Raw genomic sequence first — 20,219 nt, forward strand, 5'->3', positions numbered from 1 at the left:
CATGACGCAGACCCACCTTCCCGCCGCATACGGCTTCCTGGCCTCCGCCCACACCGGCGGGGGCAGGACGCCGGCGGCCGTCTTCGCCACGCGCGGACACCAGACGCTGCTGGCCGAGCGGCTGCGCGCACAGACCGTGGACGCGGTCCTGGTCCACCCCGGATCCGACGCCGACGGGGCCTACACGACCGACGGGGACTCCCTGCTGCTGTTCGCCGGGGAGATCTACAACCGCGAGGAGATCCACGGCACGCTGGGCACGGAGGCGAGCGCGTCGGACGCCGTTCTCGTGACGGGACTGATCGAGAAGTACGGCCTGCACGCATTCCGGATGATCAACGGCCGGTACGCGGCGCTGGCCGTGTCGGGCACCCGCGTACTGGCCGCCACGGACCACGCGGGCTCGATCCCCTTCTACGTACGCGTCGAGCCGGGTCAGGTCCTGGCCGCCACAGAGGTCAAAGCACTGGCCGGCGCCGGTCCAGTGGGCCGCTGCGCCCCGGTGCTGGGAGCACGCCGCATCCGCGGGCTTCCCGGGCTCCACCAGGTACCTGCCGGGGCTGTCGTCGACATCGGCGTGGACACCGGGTCCGCCGCGGTGCACCGCACGTGGCTTCCGCCCGTGCACCGGTGCCTGACGGAGCCGGACGATGCCGTCAACGCGGTACGGGCGGCCCTGGGCAAGGCCGTGGTGCGGCGCCTTCCGGCCGCCGGCCGGCCACTCGTGGTGCTGTCGGGAGGAATCGACTCCTCGGCCGTCGCCGCGCTGACCGCGGGCGCGTCCCCGACCAGGACCGACACCCTGTCGATGGGCACGGACGTCTCGAACGAGTTCCCGCAGGCGAGAGTCGTCGCGGAGCACCTGGGATCGGACCACCGGGAGATGACGGTGGAGTCCGGCGAACTGCTGGCCCTGCTCCCCCACACCGTTCACGCCGCTGAATCGCTGGACCCGGAAGTGATCGAGTACCTCCTGCCCCTGACGGCGATGTACCGCTGTATCGGCGGCCCGCCGCGCAGGGTCCTCACCGGCTACGGAGCGGACATCCCCCTGGGCGGTATGCACCGGGAGGACAGGCTGCCGAACCTGGACGCGGCCGTGGCCCTCGACATGGACACCTTCGACGGGCTCAACGAGATGAGCCCGGTGCTGTCGGCCGCGTCCGGCCACTGGTCCACCCACCCCTACTGGGACCGCGAGGTGCTGGAGCTCCTGACCTCGCTGGAGTCCGGTCTGAAACGCAGGTTCGGACGGGACAAGTGGGTCCTGCGGACCTCGGTGTCCGACCTGTTGCCGACCGAGACCGTGACCCGGCCCAAGCTGGGTGTGCACGAGGGATCGGGCACGACGGCCTCCTTCTCCCTCCTGGTCCGCCGGGCAGGAGCCGGGGAGGAGGACGTCGCCTCGGTCAAGGCCCGGGTCGTCCGGCACCTCTTCGACCGGACGGTGGTGGGCGGCGAGCAGCCTGACGGCATCGACATCGAGGACGTCATCGACAAGATCGTGGGCGGGGGCGGGACATGACCGGATACGAGCGGTTCCGGGGCAAGCGGCTCGCCATCGTGGAGTCGATGCTCCACGACGCGTTCTACTCGGGTATCCACCGCGCCCGGGACTTCGGCTGTGAGATATGGCTGCTCGTACAGGGGGAGGAGTGGTACACCGGCGGGGAGCGGCCGCTGTCCGAGCACCCTCTCGGCCGTGTCGACCGGGTCCTGCACGTGGACACACACGACTGGCGTGCCGTTCTGGAGGCCCTCACCGACGAGAACGGCAAGCCCCTGGTGGACGGCGTCCTGTCGTTCTCCGACTACCACACCGAGGTGACCGCCCGCGCGGCGGAGGCACTCGGACTGCCGTCTCAGGGACGGGACGCGGTCCGCTCGGCGAACGACAAACACCTGCTGCGGGCCGCGCTGGACGGGGACCCGGCGAACGTCCGGTGGCGCCTCGTGACCTGTGCCGACGAGCTGGACGAAGCCATCGCCCACGTCGGGCTGCCGCTGATCGCCAAGCCCCCCTCCGAAGCCATCTCCTACGGTGTCCGCAAGTGCTCGACGGTTGCGGAGGCCGAAGGGGCGTGGCGCGAGCTGTCGGGTGTCCGGCGCTCCCTGCGGGGGCAGCCGAGGCCCGGTCACGTGCTCGTGGAGGAGTACGCCGAGGGCACCGAGGTCAGTGTCGAGTCCATGACCGTGGACGGGAGCACCCACTTCTTCGGCGCGACATCCAAGCACCTGCACAGGCAGACCATGCTGGAGGAGGCCCACTCGTTCCCGGTCGCCCTCGACCCGGATGTCTGGGAGGCGGTCCGGTCCAGCGTGGAGAGGGCCCTGCATGCCATCTCCTACCGGCAGGGCCCTGCCCACACCGAGGTGATGATCACCGGTGACGGGCCGCGCGTCATCGAGGTGAACCCCCGGCTGCCGGCGCACATGATCTCCACGATGGTCACCGACGTGTGCGGAACCAACCCGCATCTGGACGCGAAGCTGCTCGCGCTCGGAGTCGAGCACGTACCGGAGGGAGTACCCGGCCGGGGGACGGTGGGCGGCGCCGCGGTGGTGGTGCTGTTCCCCGACGAGAGCGGCGAGTTCGTCCGTATCGAAGGGCTGGACGGGGCAGCCCGTCCCGGCGTCTCGGTCAGCCTCCACCACCAGCCGGGCGACCTGGTGGCCGAACGGCTGGACAACTCGGCGTCCGTCGGCTTCGTCTACGCCCGCGGGGACACCGCCGAGGCCGCTCTGGAAGAAGCCCGGCGCGCAGCGGCGGGCATCCGCATCCGCACCCGAAGGGCGGCTCCGTGAGCGGTCAGATCAATTCGAGCGTCTCGCCGCGGTACGCGCAGGTCCCCACGTTCATGCGCCTTCCGCACGATCCTGCCCCCAGAGGGATGGACGTCGTGGTCATCGGCGCTCCCTACGACGGGGGGACCAGCTACCGCCCGGGGGCGCGCTTCGGTCCTCAGCAGATCCGCTGCGAGTCCGGGCTCGTGCACGGCACCGGCATCGACCGCGGCCCCGGCGTCTTCGACCTGATCGAGGTCGTCGACGGCGGGGACATGAACCTGACTCCTTTCAACCAGCACCTCGCCATCAAGGCGGCGCAGGACCATCTGTCCACCCTACTCGCGGACAACGCCTCCTTCCTCATGCTCGGCGGCGACCATTCGCTCACGCTGTCCGCGCTGCGAGCGGTGCACGGCCGGTACGGCCCCGTGGCGGTTCTGCATCTGGACGCGCACTCGGACACCAACCCGGCAATGATCGGCGGGGAGTTCCACCACGGTACGCCGTTCCGCCACGCCATCGAGGAAGGGCTGGTCCAGGCGGACGCGATGGTCCAGCTCGGCATCCGAGGGCACAACCCGAAGCCGGACAGCCTGGACTACGCGCGGGGGCACGGGGTGCGCATCGTCACCTCGGACGAGTTCGCCGACTTGGGAGTGCGGAACACCGCCGACCTCGTCAGGGAACGGCTGGGGGGCCGACCGGTGTACGTCTCGGTGGACATCGACGTGTTCGATCCCGCGTTCGCCCCGGGCACCGGCACCCCCGCCCCCGGCGGTCCCACCAGCCGGGAGGTGCTCGCACTGCTGCGGACGGTCGGTGAGCTCGATCCGGTCGGGTGCGACGTCATGGAGGTGTCTCCCGTGTACGACCACGCCGGCATCACCAGCCTGCTCGCCACCGAGGTGGGAGCCGAACTGCTGTACCAGTACGCCCGCGCGCACCGAGCCAAGAAGGAAGAGGAGAGGTAGGCATGGCGACCCTGGACGTCACCGAGCACCGCGACCACCTGCTGGCACTTGCGGCACAGCTTCCCGCCGTACCGCGTCAGGACCTGTACGGGTTCCTCGACGTGGCGCACAAGCTCGCGCAGGAACTCCCGTACGCGGTCTGCGACGCGCTGGACACGTTCAACCGAGTGGGCAACGAGGACGGCTACCTGCTGCTGCGCGGGCTTCCGGTCGAGGCGGACGAGGAGCTCCCGCCGACGCCCACGAGCACGCCCGCCCCGGTCGGACGCGGCCTTCTGCACATGGAGGCCTTCCTCGCGATCCTCGGCCGGCGGCTCGGTCTGCACACGGGGTACGCGGAGCTCAGGTCGGGGACGGTCTACCACGACGTGTACCCGTCACCGGGCGCACACCACCTGTCGTCGGAGACCAGCGAGACCCTCCTGGAGTTCCACACGGAGATGGCCTACCACACGCTCCAGCCCAACTATGTGATGCTGGCGTGCTCCAGGGCCGACCACGAGCGCAGGGCGCAGACGCTCGTCGGCTCGATCCGCAAGGCCGTCCGGCTCCTCGATCCGGAGACCGTCGGCCGGCTGCACGACAGCAAGCAGCCGTGCGAGGTCGACGTGGCGTTCCGGGGCGGGATAGAGGACCCCGGTGCCATCGCGGAGGTGAAGCCGCTGTACGGCCCCCTGGACGATCCGCTGCTCGGATACGACCGCGAACTGCTCAAACCGCACCCGGGCTCGGACGCGGAAGCCGTGGAGAAGCTGTCCCGGTCGCTGGACGACGTCACGGAGGGGGTCTTCCTCACCCCAGGTGACGTTCTGATCATCGACAACTTCCGGACCACGCACGCGCGGACCCCCTTCACGCCGCGCTGGGACGGCAGGGACCGGTGGCTGCACCGGGTGTACATCCGTACGAACTCCCACGGCCAGCTCCCCACTGGTGGCGAGCGCGCCGGTGACGTGATCACCTTCACTCCGCGCCGGTAGCTGCGCCGAAGCCGCGTACCCGACGGGAAGGGGCCGCTCCGGGCACCCTCCGGTCGGGTACCCGCGGCGCACGGCCCGTCTCCCGGTCCTCAGCGGACGGGGAGTGGGGCGCCTGGGCCCTGGCGGGGGCGCGATCCGTGCGCTGCCGGGGAGTGGCCGGCTCGGGCACTCGCGGTTCGGCCACGCTGTGCCCGCAACGGGCTCGCCTCTCGTCACGCGGGCAGGAGGGTGCTGTCCTGTCGCAGGATCGCCTGGGCCAGGGTACGCAGGACGGGGCCGGGGTCGATGCCCAGCTCCTCCGAGAGGGTCCGCCGCACGCTGTGGAAAACCTCCAGGGCGTCGGCTTGCCTGCCCGAGCGGTAGAGCGCGAGCATGAGGTCCGCGTGCAGGCTCTCCCGCAAGGGGTAGTGGTCGACCAGCTCGAAGAGCTCCGGGATGACTTCTTCGTGACGCCCGAGCTGGAGTTCGAGTGAAGCCCGGTAGTGCACCGCGGCGACGTGCTCTTCCTCAAGACGCATGGAGCAGCTCCGCAGTCCTTGATGAGGTATGTCGGCGAGAGCCGGACCGCGCCACAGATCCTGGGCCGATCGCACGAGTCGTGCAGCCTCGTCGGGCCAGCCGCGCCGGTGCATCGCGCGGGCCGAGGCGAGTCGGGCCCGGTAGATCGCGACGTCTACGGAGCACAGGTCGGCGTTCAGCCTGTACCCCGTAGCATGGGACTGCACTACCTCCGAGGGGGCTCCGGCGGCGACGAGTGCCGTCCGCAGCATCCAGATGCCGGTCTGGACCTGCCCCGTCGCGGTACGCGGCGGGCTGTCGTACCAGACGGCTCTGATCAGCTGCTCTGCGGCAACGATCCGGCCGGACTGCAGGGCCAGAGCAGCCAGCATCCCCTGCTGGCGACGGCCCGGGACGGTCACGCGCACCGGGCCTGCGTGCACCTCGAACGGACCCAGCACGGCGATGTGAACTGGCCGGTTCGCGTCGCGACTGTCATCTGCATTCATTCTGGGGACCCTTCGCCTACTGACCTACCCGAACTTGCAGTTGAGCTGTGCGTCAGAAGTAGACGGAACGTGGAAGCTTTGTGTCAATGGACGCATCTGGGCGCCGGTTAATTGGCTGATTCGCTATGGGGGCGGACGACTGCCGACAGGATCACCGGAAACCGAACAGCGCGTGAGCCGGTCCGGACGTTCGGCCCGGGGCGAACCCTCTCCGCGGACCCCTCCCGCACGGGTCCGGTCATCACGGCGCCTTCCGGGGTCGGCGTCCTCCTCCTGAAGCCGGTGCGCTGCCGCTCGCGTGCTTACGCAACCACGAACAGTGCCGCCGCCGGCGACGAACAGTGCACAGTGCGTAGCCTCCGCCATGGCCGCTCCGCCGGACGGAGTGCGTCCAGCCATGCCCCCGTTCGCTCCCGGGAAGGCCGGCCCACCGGTGAACCCAACGGTGTGGACACTCCGCCCAGCCGCCGTGCGCCGCCCACGGCCGAGATGCTCCGGAAGGGCGCCCCGCCCCGCGGAGCGCCGGGGCGGCCCTCCGCTCCGGCTGCCGTCGACGCGCCCCGCCATCCGATCGGCAAGCCCTCCGGCCTCCAGCAGGCCTACCACGGAGGACATCGTTTTCGGCCAACTCCGGCTGCTGCCCCTGTGCCGAGGCCCGGCCGTTCGCGGAGCCCCTCCACGTCTACAAGTTCTGTCGGATCGCCAGTCCTTCTGAGTACAGGGGCAGGTGGGGTGGGTGCGGCGGGTGGGGTGCACGGCGCGCCTCGAAGACTGTTCGGACAGCAAGGCGTCGCATCGAACGCGCGCCCGAGTCGGGAAGTCCGGCGGAGAGGCGGCACTGCGGGCCGTCCCGTCGACCGACCTCTCGCCGGACTCTCCGCCGACTCTCTCCACCGCCCCGTCCCAGACCCGCCCGGCATCCATTTCACGGCGCTGACCTGCGACAAAGCCGACGCGGTGCACTTCGGCCCGATCTCCAGAGCATTGCGGGGGGCACCGATGACGCATAGCTTCTGGGCGTCCAGAAGCGTCCCCGCCCGCGGGGCCCGGTCCGCCGGGGGAGTACTGGCGGTGCCATGCAGATCAGCAAGTTCCGTGGGGGCAGGGCCGGCAGCGCCCGTCGGAGCGGGCGGGAGTCGAACCTGCGCCGGCTCCTGCTCGCCCAGGCCCTGAGCCAGACCGGCTTCGTGGTGCTCAGCCTCGCGATGCCCCTCCTGGCCGCGACGACTCTGCAGGCCAGCCCGTTCCAGGTCAGCATGGTCTCCGCCTCCCAGACGGTCGCCTTCCTCCTCATCGGACTGCCGGTCGGCGTCTGGGTGGACCGGATGCGCAGGCGTCCCGTCATGATCGTGGCCGACCTCGTCCGGGCAGCGGCTCTGGCCCTGGTGCCCGCGCTGTGGATGCTGGATGCCCTCGCGGTCGCCCACCTCTGCGCGGTCGCGTTCGTCGTGGGCCTGGCCACTGTCTTCTTCGACGTCGCCGATCAGAGCTACCTGCCGCACGTGGTCGGGCGGGACGGACTGGTCAGGGCCAACGCCCGCCTCGTCGCCGTGGACCAGACGGCTTCGGCTGCGGGCCCCGGCATGGCAGGCCTGATCGTCCAGGCCGTCACAGCACCGCTGGCGATCGTCGTGTCGTGCGTCTCCTACGCCGCATCCGCCCTCTGCGTCGCCCGGATAGGGGGCCCACCGGAGCAGGTCGCCCAGGAACCACGTGAACGCCTCGACCGTTCGATCCTCCAGGGAATCAGATACGTACTGGGCCATACCGTGCTGCGCCCCCTGGTGGCCTGCTCCACGACCATGACGTTCTGCTGGAGCATGGGATACGGCATGCTGCTCGTCCTGCTGGCCCAGGACCTGGAGGTACCCGCCGTCACGATCGGACTGCTGTTCACCGCGGGGGGCGTGGGCGGCCTGGCTGCGACAGTCTTCGTGGGGCGGGTGGTGGAACGGTTGGGCGACGGCCGGGCCGTCGTCCTGAGCGTGACCCTGGCGGCGCCGTGCACCCTTCTGGCAGGCCTGACCGGGACAGGCCCCCGGCTCGCGCTCGTGGCCTGTGCGCAGTTCGCCTTCGCGGCGGGACTCGTCATCTACAACGTCGCCCAGGTCAGCTACCGCCAGCGGTCCGTACCACCGGACCTGCTGGGACGTGTGAACGCGACGGTCCGGTTCTTCGCCTGGGGCGCAAGGCCGCTGGGAGTCCTCCTGGGCGGCGCTGTCGCCGAGTTCCACGACGCGCGTTCCGCCGTCTGGGCGGGAGCCGCGGGAACCGCGCTCTCCGCTCTCTGGCTCCTCCTCTCCCCACTGCGCAGCATGCGCGTACTGCCCGCTCCCGAACCGCCCGTCGACAAGGAAGTGCTGTGAAGAACACCGAAACCGGAGCCTCCGCACGGCCGAGACTCGTGTGGATCACCACGCCGGACAACTACGACCCCCATGTGCAGGAGCAGCTGAAGCGCGGAGGGTCCGAGCGCCTCGACATGCTGACAGCCGCGGGCTTCGACGTGCGTGTCGTCCACTCCTGCGACATAGTCCCCGTCTGGAACGGCCGTCCGCGCCTCCTGCACGGCGAGGAGGACCTGCTCGCCCGGTACGCGGGGTTCCTGGTCACCTCCTGGACCTGGGACCCGGCCATCGCACGGCACATCGAGGCCATCACCCGGACCGTCCGCGCGTCCGACTGCGTCCTGCTGACGGACGGGACCCTGGATCCCGACGCCTTCGGCCTCGACAAACTCGCCATGTACCACCATGCGGCAGCGCTGGGAGCGCCAGTCCTGCCGACCGTCTCAGTGCCCTTCGGCCGGTACGCCCGACGAGCTCTCGACGCCGTACGAACCCAGCTGCCGCCCGGGCCCTACGTGGTCAAGCCGCGTTCCATGGCCATGGGTTACGGGGTACTGAAGGCCGACACGGTCCAGCACCTCGGAGCCTCGATCGATCTGATGGCACCCGGCGGGCTGGGCTGCCTGGTACAGCCTTACCTGCCTGACAGCGGCGACGCCCGTGTCTACGTACACGAAGGCAAGATGATCGCCGCGCTGCTGCGCGAGCCCGCAGGCCAGACGTACCTTGCCAACGTCAGCCAAGGCGGCAGCGGATCGGGCTACGAGCCCCCTGCCGAGATCGCGGACCTCAGCGAACGCCTGGCACGGAGCCTGCACTCCGACTATCTGTGCGTGGACTGGCTTATCAGTGGGGAGAGTTACACATTCAACGAATGGATGACCGTCTCCGCTGCCTACGAGGACCTGCCCCCTTCGACCAGGAAGCTGGTCGCGCAGGCCCTTGTCCAGTACATCAACCGCCGACTGGACGAAGGCGGCGCACCTCGGCGACGGACACACGGGGAGCGATGCTGATCCACCCCGCGGACGCGGACCTGCTCTCGTGACCGGTCTTGACAGTCGACGGCGGCACGGGACTGGCCCAGCGCCGGGGGCGGGTGCCACCATGCAGCGTTCGACCGACATGCGAATTCCAGTTCGGGTTCACCCCTCGGACGCGACACATATCGACACTTCGTCGCACCGGGGTCGAACAGCACCCGGACAGAAGCCACCGATCAGAGGTTGAGGTAGAAGATGGTAAAGCGCCGAGCGCTCCTCGGAATGGCAGGAGCGGCCGTGGGATCGGGGATGCTGGGCGCGGGCACCGCCGAGGCCGGCACCCCGAGCGGCCTGGCGGGAAGGCACCGGCCTGCGCGCCGGAAGCTGAAGGTCCTCCAGTTCAACATCTGGATGGGCGGCAGCCAGGTGGCGGGCGGCCGGGCCGGTATCGCCGACACCATCGCCGCGGTCGAACCCGATGTGGTCATGCTCAGCGAATCGAACGAGGAGCGGGTCGCCGCCCTGCTGTCGGACCTCGCCGACCGCGGTCTGACCTACTTCGACAACGCGAACCCGGGTGACCCCGGAGTGATCTCCCGCTACCCGATCATCGAGCACAGCTCCTTCCCGTCCTGGTCGAAGGCGGTCATCTCGGTCGACGGCACCGAGATCGCGGCCTACTCCGGCCACCTGGAGTACCGCTACTACGTCAACTACCTGCCGCGCGGCTACGGCGGTGGCACGCCGCCTCCCCTGGAGACCTCCGAGTACGGGTGGAACGAGATCCCGACCGGCCCGATCACCGATGTCGACCTCATCATGCGGCTCAACGAGGCCTCCGGTCGCACGGCGGTGACGAAGACGGTCCTGGCGGACGCCGCCGAGGAACGGCGCCGGGGAAGGCTCACCCTGCTGGCCGGTGACTTCAACGAGCCGTCGCACCTGGACTGGACCCGTCGGACGCGGAATCTGTTCGACCACAACGGCACCGTCGTCAAGTGGTCGACGACCAAGGCCATCGAGAAAGCCGGATTCCGCGACAGCTACCGCGAGATCCACCCCGACCCCGCGCGCTCGCCGGGCTTCACCTGGCCGAGTGACAACGCCGGAGTGGAGCCCGGGCAGCTCACCTGGGCCCCGAAGGCGGACGAGCGGGACCGGATCGACTTCGTCTTCTACCACCCCGACCGGCGGCTCCGTCTTCTGGACAGCGTGATCGTGGGGCCCTCCACCACGATCGTGCGCAACGAACGTGTCCGGGAGACCGGACGGGACAGGTTCTGGGAACCGAGCTGGACCTGGCCGACCGATCACAAGGCCGTGCTCAGCACCTTCCGGGTGTCCGGTAGTCGCCGTCGTCACAGCTGACAGCTGACAGCTGCCGGGGGGGGCGGACAGCGGTCCTGGTCCGTCGCCCCGGCGGGGTCGTGCCCTGCCGGTGTCAGACCGTCCGCTGCCGGCTCATCGGGCGGCAGAGGGCCGCGGACACCGCGCGAGCGCCGGGCGGTCCTTCGTCCGGACGGCGGGCAGCCACGCCGTGACCTCCGCGTCCGCGCCCGCCTCGGTACGCGCGCCCGCCCGGGGGACGCGGACGCGGTACCAGAGGGTGGACTTCAGGCCCGCCTCGTCGATGATCGGCTCGCCCTGCGGCAGCCGGCACTCGGCACGCAGGACGTCGCCGTCCCATACCCGGGTCGGTACGACGTTCTCGGCGACGTAGGGGCGTGTGGGGTCGACCGCCAGGCCGAGGCTGCACTGCGGGTCCCGGTCCGCGCGGTCCTGGCAGCCCCGCTCGGCGTTGAACACCCTTACCTCCGAGCGGAGTTCGCCGGACGCCTGCGGGGCTTCGGACGGCCGTTCCTGTCCGGAGTACGCCCCGACCGCCGCGCCTGCCGCACCGCACACCGTGACGGCGAGGACGGCGGCGCGGGTCCGTTGCCACACGCGTCTCACACGGCTCCGGGGGGCGGGCTCCGCCCGCTCGGCCTCGTGGGCGGTGATGCGTTCGAGCAGGCTCGCGGCGGTGTGTGCGGAGCGGGCTGTGTGGGTGGGGGCCAAGCAGTCGGCGGCCAGTGCGCGCCAGAACTCCGGAACGGCCGCGTCCATGCGGAGCGGGACGCGGCCCTCGGCGTACTCCTGCACCGCGGCACCACGGGCGACGGGTGTGGCGCCCGGGAACGGTGAGGCGCCGGAGGCGAACACCTCGTGGATCACGATGCCCAGGGCCCAGATGTCGGCGCTGGGCCGGACCTGCACGCCGAGGTCTCCGAGCGGGGCCCGCCACCGCTCGGGCGGGAGGTAGTCCAGGGTGCCCATCGGGGGCGCGTGCCCGTGCGTTCCGGTCAGCTCGGTGGCGAGGCCGAAGTCCGAGAGCTTGACCGATCCGTCGACGCCGATGAGGACGTTCTCGGGCTTGAGGTCCATGTGCACCCAGCCGGCCCCGTGCAGATGCGCCAGGCCCTCGCAGATTCCGGCGATGTGCCGGGCGCCCTCGGCCTCGGCCACCCCGCCGTCGAGGAGATCCCGCAGACTGCCGCTGGCCCGCTCCATGACCAGCACGATCGCACCGTCCAGGAAGGGGTGTTCGGGTGCGTGGAGGGCGAGGGAGTCCAGCAGCCGGACAAGCCTGGGGTGCCCGGTCCGGCGGGCGAGTCCGACCTCGCGCCGGGCGGCCTCCGCCACACCGCGCGCCTGGCGGGGCGCGAGTCCGGCGGTCGGCATGACCTTGAGGGCGACCTCGCCCCCACCAGGTACGCCGCCGCCGTCCTGCCCCGGCGACAGGGGTGTCCGGTCCGCTGAGCCCGTACGGCCGCGGGCCGGTCGACCGGCGTAGACCGTGGCCCAGCCCCCGGCTCCGATCGGCTCGCCGATCTCCCAGGACCCCACCCGGTAGCCCTGGGGCAGCAGTTCCGTACGGCCGCTCTCCCAGGTGGCCTGTCGACGCTGCACGGGTGCCACGCCCTCTACCGTCCCCGCGCGGCCGACTCGGCCCGGGGCGGCAGCAGCGCGAGATGCTCCTCCTGGACTATGCCGAATCTCAGCGCGATGGCGACCACGGCCTCGCGCTTCCCGTTCCGGCGGTCCCCCTTGCCGGTCTCGGCCGCGTGAGGCAGGCCGATCCGCAGCTTCTCCTCCGCGAGGTAGTCGATGTGCGACGTCACCGCTCGGGGCGTCAGTCTGGCGCAGGCCTCATGGGCCCTGAGCCGCTCCACCACCTGCGGGGTGGTCGGCACGGCCACGGGTGACTGGTCGCGCAGCCAGGGTTCGCAGAGCGCCACGAGCACCAGGAAGTAGGTGGCCGTCTCGTCCAGCGAATACGCCATGACCGTGCGGCTCTCCCAGGGGCCGCCCACGCCCTGCGGGTCCAGGTAGACGTGGTCGGGCGCGAACACCTGGAAGGAGACCGTGGTGTCGCGGCGTGTGGGCAGCACCACCCGGGAGAACTCGAACGGAATGGGCGCACCGGCCCGGCACGGCGGTACGCGCAGGTACTCCCCCGCTCCTTCCGGATTCTCCACCAGGTAGCTGTGGGTCCTGCTGTAGTTGCTCAGCTGCCAGTGGTCGTCGGTCACCCGGATCTCCCCGGCCAGTCGGGAGATCGCCGCGTCGGCGAGGCGCAACTCGACCGGCGTCCCGGATGATCCGCGCCCGAAGCGCGCGCGTTCACCCGGGCCGAGCCGGAGCGTCACCGCCTCGCCGTACGGCTCCCCACTCCCCCCGCTCCCCTGCGGCAGATGCACGACTATGCCACTCACGGCTCCCCCCGTTCTGAGCGTTGACCGCTGTTGCACGGCAAACGCTACCGGTCGGAGCCAGGGGTTCACCCTATGTTATCGGTCACTTCCGGGGTCCGGGGGGAAGGGCGCGTCACGCCTTGCGGAGCCTCGCGATCACGCCGTTGATGTCGCGTTCGAGGGCCCAGTGACGTACGAAGTGGCCGCCCGGGTCCTCGTACGACTCGTGCCCGATGCCGCGGGAGTCGAGCAGGGCCTTGAACTCCCGCTGTCCGGCGAGGACCTGGGTCTCATTGAGGGTCTGGAACCAGTCGATCGGGTTGGGGCTCGTTCCGGCGATCAGGAACACCCGCTTGTTCCGGTAGCTCTCGACGCGCTCGATCGGGTTGTCGTCGGTGACCCTGCGCTCGTCCCACAGCGGCACGCCGTAGATCGAACCGCCGTTCAGGTCCACGGCCGCGGATGTCGCGTTCGCCCAGTGCACGACCGCGCCGTGGTCGCGGCGGAGGCTGGCCGGGCCGGAGTGGGAGCTGACCGAGGCGAAGTGGCCCCAGTACTTGGCCGCGTACTTCAGCGCGCCGAAGCCGCCCATGGAGAACCCGGAGACGGCGCGGCCGTCGTACTCGGCGTACGTCCTGAAGTTCGCGTCGATCCACGGGAGCAGCTGGTGCATGTGGAACGTTTCCCAGTTGCGGGGGCCGACGTTGGAGTGGACGGGGTTGGAGTACCAGCCGGTGCGTCCGCCGTCGGGCATGACGACGATGAGCCGCTTTCCGGCCGTCAGGGCGCGGATGTGCTTGTGGTCGAAGCTGATGAAGTCCTCCATGCCGCCGTGGAGGAGGTAGAGCACCGGGTACCTGCGGCCGCTGTGGTGGTAGTCGTCGGGCAGCAGGACGTTCACGGCGGGTTCCCAGCCGATCGCGTCGGTCGCGAACCGGTAGTAGCGCATCCGGGGGTCCGACTCGCCGCGGTCCACGATGCGCAGGCCGTGGCCGTCGCCGACGGCCGCGGCGGGTGAGGCCGCCGCGAGGACGCCTCCGGCGCCCAGGGCCATGGCGGCCGAGACTCCGCCGGCGGACTTGAGGATGGTTCTGCGGGTGGGGTGATGCGCGGTCAACGCGACCTCCTGGTCGGGAGCGACGGGCGGTTCGGAAGGTATCGCCGGGTCGGCCGGCCGGAGTATCCGGAAGGTTACGGAGGGACAGGCGCACCGGCCTCCCGTAGAGCCCGGGGACCGGCCGCGCGAGTCCCGGTCGCACCGGCGGGGTTCGTCGTGCGCGTGTCACTCCGGATCGTTCCGGATGCCCGGTCCGGCGCTCCCGCCCCTACCTTGTCGACGGCGCCCGCCAGACCGACCAGTCCGCAGCCCGGGGAGCAGCGATGCCTACGACCGCGATCACCGACCGACCGACGGACACCGCGCTCGGGCACCTGGAGCGCAGGGTCCTTCGCGCGGTCGGCTGCGGACTGCGGGACGAGGAGATCGCCGCCGCGCTCGACCTGCCCGAGGACTCCGTGGCCGAGCACCTCGCGCGGATTCTCGGGAAACTCGGTCTGCGCGACCGGGCCGCCGCCATCGTCCACGCCTTCGACCGCGGCCTGGTCGTTCCGGGGAGCGGCCCCCGTACGCGGTCGACGCACCCGGCCCCGCCGGTGGTGGAGATCTCCGTGCTCGGACCGCTGCTGGCCTCGCAGGACGGGCTGCCCCTGAGCCTGGGCCCGCTCCGCCAGCAGGCCGTCCTGGCGGCGCTGGCGCTGTGCGCCGGGCGGACCCTCAGCCGGCCGGAACTGCTCGACGGCGTGTGGGGCACGGAACCGCCGGTCGCGAACGTGGTGCCCGTGTACATCTACCGGCTGCGCAAGGCGCTGCGCTTCGGCGACAGCCCGGATTCCGTCATCGAGCACGGCCGGCGCGGCTACCGGCTGGCCTCCGGAGCGGTCGACGTCGACGTCGTACGGATGGAGCGGCTGCTCACCGACATCCGCGCGGCGGAGCGGGCGGGCGACGCGGAGCGGACGGTGCGCCTGTGTTCCCGGGCTCTGAAGCTGTTCCGGGGCGAGGTCCTGGCGGGCCTGCCCGGGCCGCTCGCCGAGCGGGAGCGGATACGGCTCACGGAGCGCAGGATCGCCCTCGTGCGGCGGAAGGTGGAGTGCCAGCTGCGGCTGGGCCGTCACTCCGAGGCCATCGCCGAGCTGTTCGCGCTGTCCGCGGCGCATCCCCTGGACGAGCCGGTGGCCGCGATGCTGATGCGTGCGCTGTGCCGCAGCGGCAGGCAGGCCGAGGCACTGACCGTGTTCGACCGTGCCCGCCGCCGACTGGCCGACGATCTGGGTGTTCCGCCGAGCCTGATGCTGCGGCGGACGCACCAGATGATTCTGCGCGGTGACGAGGCGGGGCTCGGGCTCACCGGCGCCGCGGGGTGACCCGCCGGGTCAGGAGGCGAAGGACCTCTCCAGCCTGGGGATCAGGTCGCGGAGGTCCTGCTCCCAGCAACCGGCGTTGTGCCCGCCGTTGCAGTGATCGCCCCAGGCGGAGCCGTCACCGTAGTTGACGTAGTAGTAGTCCATGCCCAGGGCGTCCATGCTGTTCTTGACGTGCTTGGCCGCGCCTTCGAGCCAGAATTCGAGATCGAGGGGATTGCCGCCGCCGTTGCCGACGTAGATGGAGACCCCGACGTCGGCGTTGACCAGCTTCTTCATGTTCTGTGACGGGTCGACCTCGTTCCACCGCCAGTCGGCGTTGAACACCGGGTACGGGGAGCCGAAGGCCGCATCGCTGTCCACGGCGGGCCGGTAGGGGCTCTTACTGGGGTCGCAGCCCGCCACCGCGCCGCATCGCACGCTTTCGGCGTCGATGAGGGAGGCGACGACGGCCAGCCGGAGGTCCATGGACTTGACCGAGAAGTCGATGTCGCCCGACAGGGACGCGGTCTCGCTGAACAGGTCCGGGCGGACCTGGGCGTAGTGGAAGGCGCCGAACCCGCCCATGGAGACGCCCGCGACGGCCCTGCCCTTCTTGGTGGCGACGGTCCGCAGGTTCGCGTCGATGAACGGAATGACCTGCTTGAGGTGGAAGTTCATCCAGTTCTGGGCCCCGAGCACCGTCTTCTGGTTGAGCCAGTTGGCGTACCAGCCCCGGGCGCCGCCGTTCGGAATCACGGTGATCATGGAGTCCGATGTGGTCAGCGCCGGGTAGTTCTGCTGGGTCGGGTTGTCGGGTGACCCGTGCAGGAAGTACATCACCGGGTAGCGCCGGTCGGGGTTGTCGTAGTACCCCTTCGGCAGAATGATCTTGATCGGGTGTTCGCCCGAGACCTCGGGCGTGGTCACCGTGAGGTGGAAGTTGGTGGGGCTGCCGGTCGCCGTACCGACCTGGGTCAGGCCGAAGCCGTCCGCCATGGGCGGCGGCGAGCCGCCGTCGGCGGCCTGTGCCGTCCCGGCCGGTGTGATCACGGCGACGGCCGCTACCAGCCAGGCCAGCGCCATGCGCCACCCGTTGGATGTTCTCTTCACTGCATGCCCCCATCGTGAGCTCGGTCGTTGCGTGAACTTCGTCGGTGCGCGGTGCGTTCGCGCGTCAGTGGGAGGCCCGCTGCCCAGAAACGCCGAGGTCCAGGACCTCGACCTTCAGTTCCGGTGAGGCCGCGATCTGTTCCTCGGTGAACCGCCCGGTCACCCACTGGCCTGCCGAGAACAGCCTCGTCTGGTCGGCGTAGTGCGGTGAGCTCGGGTCGGCCGACTGCGAGTAGGCCATGACGGAGTACGCCTCCGGGGGTCCGTCGGCGGTGAACCGCACCTGCTGGATGAAGCTGGACCCGAAGGTGATGTCGAACTTTCCGTCGACCTGGCCGGGTGTCATCACGTTCAGTACGCCCAGTTCGTGGAGCGAGCCGTGGATCGGGATCTGCTCGGCGCCCCGGGTGACCTTCTGGATGTCCGAAAGCGGTGCGTTCAGTGGAATGTTCGCCTTGCGCAGGGCGAGAATCGCCCGGGCGAGCGCGTCGCGGACGCGGGAGTCTCCGGAGTCCAGCGAATTGGGCGTGTGCACCGGGTCCTTGGGGTCGAAGGCCACCCGCCAGGGCAGCTTCTCGACCCCCTGTCCGTTGAGCAGGAAGGCCCAGTAGTTCGCGAACAGCCACGATCCCCGGCTGTCGTTCGTGTAGGCGTGGTCCTTCCAGGCGGCCAGGACCGGGCACGCCTCTCTGACGTCGACCAGGTTGCCGTCCACCAGGACCAGCCCGAAGGGGACGTCCCGGCAGGCCTTCACCGTGGCATTGAGGGCCAGGTCGGCGGCGCGACTGTTGTCGGCGAACAGCAACTGCCCCATGGTCTGCGGGGTGAAGCCCTTGCCCGGCAGGCCGTCGGTGCCGTCGATCCGGTGCCGGGCGGTGAGGATCAGCTCCTGGGTGCGCAGCGAGCGGGGAGCCGCGGAGTCACCCATGATCCGGGGGAAGGTCAGCGGTTGTTCGGGGTTGGCCAGCCAGGGGCTGTCGTTGGCGTTGCCCACGTAGTCCGAGCGGATCAGGCGGGGCTGCGCCTTCGGGTCCAGCAGCCCGGGCGCGGCCGCGTTCGGGTCGTCGGGCCAGTCGCACGCGCTGCGTTTGCCGTCGAGGATGGAGATCGGCGGCGCGTTCGACTGCGGGACCTGCTGGTGGAAGAGCAGTCGGCCGGTCAGGGTGAGACACGACTCGGCGTGGGCGTCGGTGATGTTCGGGGTGGCCTGGATGTCCGCGTACAGGGCGTTGCCCTCGCGGTCGGAGGCCACGGTGTTGAAGAAGGGGACCCCTTGCGTGGTCTCCAGGATCGACACCACGTCGTGGACGTCCTTGGCCTGGTCGAGGCGGAACCAGGTGTTCAGCGCCCGCAGGTTGTGCATGTTCACATCGCGTACCGCGTGCGCGCTGACCACCCAGGGCAGCGGGATGGTCTGTATCGACGTGGTGATCGGGCCGTAGCGGGTGGACCACAGCGTGCGGGTGACCTTGGTGAGGGAGCCGTCCGGTTTCCGTACGTCGACGGCGACCTGCTGCGAGGCCATCTGCTCCCAGGCGCCGTCCACCAGGTACTTGGTCGGGTTCAGCGGATCGACCTGCACGTCGAAGAGACCGAAGGGAGCGACGGTGGCGACCGTGTGGCTCCAGGCCACGTCGTTGTTGTGGCCGATGTTCACGGCGGGGAAGCCGAGCAGGCTGGCCCCGGAGACGTTGATCTTCCCCGGGATCGTCAGCTGGCTCTGCCACATCCGGTTCTTGCCCTGCCACGGGAAGTGCGGGTTGGCCAGGAGCATGCTGGTGCCGCCGGACACGCCCTGCGAGCCGACCGCCAGCGCGTTGCTGCCCATGCTGTGCTGACGGCTCTCCGCCATCGCCTCCCGGATCTTCCGCGCGGTCTCCTCGGGCTTCACTGCCTTGGCGGCCTTAGCTGCCTTCTCGGCCGAGGACGTGGCCGACGCGGCGGCGGATGCTCCCGGAGGTGCTGCGTTGACCTGGCCGTCCAGCAGGGGGTCGGCGCTGCCCATGATGATCTCGGCGTGGGCGTGCCGGTAGACGTCCAGTTCAGTGATCGGCCGGACCCAGTCCGCCCCGCGGCAGGCGGGGTCGGAGATGTTGTCCACGCCGGTCTCGGACAGGTACCGGTTGTAGCCCTGGACATAGCCGCGGATGGCCTCCTTGACCTCCGGCTCCGGCCCGTCGGGGGCGGGCTTGTCGAGCAGCCGCTCGACCACCCGGTCGTCCTTGATCCGCTGGAAGTACAGGTCGCTGTTGAGGTTGGTCGTGGTGTTCTGGCGCTCCCCGGGGCTGGTCTTCCCGTCGGGCCCCAGATAGCGGGACCTCTGGGCGTTCACCATCAGATAGGTGTCGGCCAGGGTGCAGACGTTGTCCTTGGCCGAGGCGTATCCGTAGCCCGTGCCCAGCCCCTCCCAGTCGGAGGCGGTGATGTGCGGGATTCCGTACTCGGTGTAGCGGATCGTCGCCGTGTCCGGATCCTGTGCGCCGGCGGGTGCTCCGGTGCCCGGCGCCCCGGCGGCCGCCGATGTGCTCATCACCGCCAGTGCGGCCATGACCGCGATCGGCAGCCTCGCTCTCCAACTCCTGCGCGCCATCGAGCTGTTCCTCCCGGGTGATGCGGGGCCTCGTCCGAACGGGGCCACGTTAGGGAGGGGCGATGAAATACCGGTGAAGCCGCCTCTACCACTCCACCCGGAGCAGCTGCGGGCTGCGGGACGTCGTCCCGGTCCGCCAGGTGACCGCGTCCGGGGGTTCCGCCAGGCGCAGCGCCGGGAAGCGGACGGCCAGGCGGTGCAGGGCGAGCTGGAGCTCCGTACGGGCCAGCCAGGCGCCGAGGCAGTAGTGGGGGCCCGCGCCGAAGGAAAGGGTGGGGGCCTCCAGCGGGGCGAACAGATCGTGGAGGGTGGTGCGCGGGAAGACGGCCGGGTCGCGGTTGGCCATGCCGCAGTCGGCGAGGACGATCGCGCCCGCCGGGATGGTCACCCCGCCGACCTCCACGTCGGCCGAGGCGTGGCGGGCGCTGCCCCGGTCGTCGCCCAGCGGGATCAGGTGGACGATGCGGTCGGCCGCGTGTCCGGCGGCCTCCTCGTCGGCGGCCAGGCGGGGCCAGGCATCCGGGTGTTCGCCCAGGAGGCAGAGCAGCGCGTTGCCGAGCATGGTCATCGTGCTGTCGTGTCCCCCGACGACCAGGCCGCACACCAGGCTGGTCAACTGCCCCTCGGGGACGCCCCCTTCCTCGTCGGCGGCGCGGACGACGCTGCTGATCAGGTCGTCTCCGGGCGTCCCGCGGCGTTCGGCGAGAAGGTCCGCACCGAACGCGGCGAACTCCTTGAGGACGCTCTCCACTTGTTCACCGGCGTGCGTGCCGTCGGAGAAGGCGTGTTCGCTCCAGTGCCGCATCCGGCTCCGGGCGGAGGCGTCGAGGCCCATCAGCCTGCTGATGACCGCGACCGGCAGCGGAAGTGTGAACTCCGCGACCAGGTCGGCCGGTTGGCGCTGCTCCGCCAGCCGGTCGAGGAGTTCGTCGACGATGGCGGCGATCCAGGGCCGCCAGCGGGCGACGGCCCGCGGTGTGAAGGCGCGGCGCAGTGTCCGGCGCAGCCGCAGGTGGTCGGGGCCGTCCTGGTTGAACATCAGGTCGGGGTCGTTCACCAGGTCGGGTACGCCGGAGAGGGCGGGTGCGTCGAGGGCGTAGAGCCGGGCCCGGCCGAAGCGCGGGTCACAGAGCACCTGGCGGACGTCGGCGTACCGGCTGACCAGCCAGGCGGGGGCGCCGCCCGGCAGCTCGGCGGGGCGGGGCGGCCCGGGTGCGTCGAAGGGCAGGCGGTGCAGCGGTACAGGGGAGGGCTGCGGGTGTTCGGGGGTGGTCAACGTGCCTCCTGCGGAAGACGGAAGGGCGTG

15 protein-coding genes are annotated in these 20,219 nt (G+C 70.6%); 8 read left to right on the forward strand and 7 right to left on the reverse strand.

The annotated features are described in order from the left end of the window. The first annotated feature begins 1 nt into the window (after window position 1). From ACZ5WC_RS19700 to cs1, 4 genes are read left to right on the forward strand one after another with little or no spacing between them, the layout of a single operon-like run. Window positions 2-1,525 carry an asparagine synthase-related protein gene (locus ACZ5WC_RS19700; RefSeq protein ID WP_468541985.1) on the forward strand — a complete coding sequence of 508 codons (1,524 nt, stop codon included), beginning with the start codon at window positions 2-4 and terminating at the stop codon, window positions 1,523-1,525. Then, complete coding sequence (locus ACZ5WC_RS19705; RefSeq protein WP_468541986.1) at window positions 1,522-2,805, forward strand: ATP-grasp domain-containing protein; 1,284 nt, start codon at window positions 1,522-1,524, stop codon at window positions 2,803-2,805. Before ACZ5WC_RS19700 ends, ACZ5WC_RS19705 begins: the two co-directional genes overlap by 4 nt. Window positions 2,806-2,858: 53 nt before the next feature. Further along, on the forward strand, window positions 2,859-3,758 hold the full coding sequence (speB, locus tag ACZ5WC_RS19710) for an agmatinase (RefSeq protein ID WP_468542032.1): 900 nt from the start codon (window positions 2,859-2,861) through the stop codon (window positions 3,756-3,758). 2 nt (window positions 3,759-3,760) lie between these two features. Continuing rightward, window positions 3,761-4,738 carry a clavaminate synthase Cs1 gene (gene cs1, locus ACZ5WC_RS19715; protein ID WP_468541987.1) on the forward strand — a complete coding sequence of 326 codons (978 nt, stop codon included), beginning with the start codon at window positions 3,761-3,763 and terminating at the stop codon, window positions 4,736-4,738. A gap of 212 nt (window positions 4,739-4,950) precedes the next feature. On the opposite strand, the gene ACZ5WC_RS19720 is transcribed toward cs1, so the two are convergent. Continuing rightward, a complete protein-coding gene (locus ACZ5WC_RS19720) occupies window positions 4,951-5,664 on the reverse strand; it encodes an AfsR/SARP family transcriptional regulator (protein ID WP_468541988.1) in 714 nt (237 codons plus the stop codon). A gap of 1,157 nt (window positions 5,665-6,821) precedes the next feature. Between ACZ5WC_RS19720 and ACZ5WC_RS19725 the strand changes: the two genes are divergently transcribed. The 3 genes from ACZ5WC_RS19725 (at window position 6,822) to ACZ5WC_RS19735 (ending at window position 10,444) form a co-directional block, all read left to right on the forward strand. Next, entirely contained in the window at window positions 6,822-8,111 is a 1,290-nt protein-coding gene (locus tag ACZ5WC_RS19725) for an MFS transporter (protein ID WP_468541989.1), read from the forward strand. Further along, window positions 8,108-9,109, forward strand: coding sequence for an ATP-grasp domain-containing protein (locus ACZ5WC_RS19730; RefSeq protein ID WP_468541990.1), 1,002 nt, complete (start codon window positions 8,108-8,110; stop codon window positions 9,107-9,109). The genes ACZ5WC_RS19725 and ACZ5WC_RS19730 overlap by 4 nt, the downstream gene beginning before the upstream one ends. A 264-nt stretch (window positions 9,110-9,373) precedes the next feature. Continuing rightward, on the forward strand, window positions 9,374-10,444 hold the full coding sequence (locus ACZ5WC_RS19735; protein WP_468541991.1) for an endonuclease/exonuclease/phosphatase family protein: 1,071 nt from the start codon (window positions 9,374-9,376) through the stop codon (window positions 10,442-10,444). Between the two features lie 93 nt (window positions 10,445-10,537). Here ACZ5WC_RS19735 and ACZ5WC_RS19740 read toward each other — a convergent pair whose 3' ends face one another. The 3 genes from ACZ5WC_RS19740 to ACZ5WC_RS19750 all read right to left on the reverse strand — a co-directional run bounded on the left by ACZ5WC_RS19740 (window position 10,538) and on the right by ACZ5WC_RS19750 (window position 13,927). After that, window positions 10,538-12,034 (reverse strand): serine/threonine-protein kinase, encoded by a 1,497-nt coding sequence (locus ACZ5WC_RS19740; protein WP_468541992.1) that lies wholly within the window; start codon window positions 12,032-12,034, stop codon window positions 10,538-10,540. 5 nt (window positions 12,035-12,039) lie between these two features. Continuing rightward, window positions 12,040-12,831 carry a serine/threonine protein kinase gene (locus ACZ5WC_RS19745; RefSeq protein ID WP_468541993.1) on the reverse strand — a complete coding sequence of 264 codons (792 nt, stop codon included), beginning with the start codon at window positions 12,829-12,831 and terminating at the stop codon, window positions 12,040-12,042. A 112-nt stretch (window positions 12,832-12,943) separates the two neighbouring features. Then, the gene (locus tag ACZ5WC_RS19750) at window positions 12,944-13,927 is read right to left on the reverse strand and encodes an alpha/beta hydrolase (RefSeq protein WP_468541994.1); all 984 of its coding nucleotides are present in this window, start codon (window positions 13,925-13,927) and stop codon (window positions 12,944-12,946) included. A gap of 263 nt (window positions 13,928-14,190) precedes the next feature. On the opposite strand from ACZ5WC_RS19750, the gene ACZ5WC_RS19755 reads away from it, so the two are divergent. After that, on the forward strand, window positions 14,191-15,234 hold the full coding sequence (locus ACZ5WC_RS19755; RefSeq protein ID WP_468541995.1) for an AfsR/SARP family transcriptional regulator: 1,044 nt from the start codon (window positions 14,191-14,193) through the stop codon (window positions 15,232-15,234). Between the two features lie 9 nt (window positions 15,235-15,243). On the opposite strand, the gene ACZ5WC_RS19760 is transcribed toward ACZ5WC_RS19755, so the two are convergent. The 3 genes from ACZ5WC_RS19760 to ACZ5WC_RS19770 form a co-directional block, all read right to left on the reverse strand. Further along, window positions 15,244-16,296, reverse strand: a complete 1,053-nt coding sequence (locus ACZ5WC_RS19760) for an alpha/beta hydrolase (RefSeq protein WP_468542033.1) — start codon at window positions 16,294-16,296, stop codon at window positions 15,244-15,246. Window positions 16,297-16,387: 91 nt separating this feature from the next. Beyond that, on the reverse strand, window positions 16,388-18,913 hold the full coding sequence (locus ACZ5WC_RS19765) for a penicillin acylase family protein (RefSeq protein WP_468541996.1): 2,526 nt from the start codon (window positions 18,911-18,913) through the stop codon (window positions 16,388-16,390). Between the two features lie 85 nt (window positions 18,914-18,998). Continuing rightward, on the reverse strand, window positions 18,999-20,189 hold the full coding sequence (locus ACZ5WC_RS19770) for a cytochrome P450 (RefSeq protein ID WP_468541997.1): 1,191 nt from the start codon (window positions 20,187-20,189) through the stop codon (window positions 18,999-19,001). Between the last annotated feature and the right edge of the window lie 30 nt (window positions 20,190-20,219).

This window comes from Streptomyces sp. NPDC033165, from assembly GCF_055577965.1.

What these genes read in the sequence shown, in the direction of transcription:
- ACZ5WC_RS19705 (WP_468541986.1), top strand. Translation starts at nt 1,522, where the DNA reads ATGACCGGATACGAGCGGTTCCGGGGCAAGCGGCTCGCCATCGTGGAG.
- ACZ5WC_RS19725 (WP_468541989.1), top strand. Translation starts at nt 6,822, where the DNA reads ATGCAGATCAGCAAGTTCCGTGGGGGCAGGGCCGGCAGCGCCCGTCGG.
- ACZ5WC_RS19765 (WP_468541996.1), bottom strand. Translation starts at nt 18,913, where the DNA reads ATGGCGCGCAGGAGTTGGAGAGCGAGGCTGCCGATCGCGGTCATGGCC.
- ACZ5WC_RS19760 (WP_468542033.1), bottom strand. Translation starts at nt 16,296, where the DNA reads ATGGCGCTGGCCTGGCTGGTAGCGGCCGTCGCCGTGATCACACCGGCC.
- cs1 (WP_468541987.1), top strand. Translation starts at nt 3,761, where the DNA reads ATGGCGACCCTGGACGTCACCGAGCACCGCGACCACCTGCTGGCACTT.
- ACZ5WC_RS19700 (WP_468541985.1), top strand. Translation starts at nt 2, where the DNA reads ATGACGCAGACCCACCTTCCCGCCGCATACGGCTTCCTGGCCTCCGCC.
- speB (WP_468542032.1), top strand. Translation starts at nt 2,859, where the DNA reads ATGCGCCTTCCGCACGATCCTGCCCCCAGAGGGATGGACGTCGTGGTC.
- ACZ5WC_RS19755 (WP_468541995.1), top strand. Translation starts at nt 14,191, where the DNA reads ATGCCTACGACCGCGATCACCGACCGACCGACGGACACCGCGCTCGGG.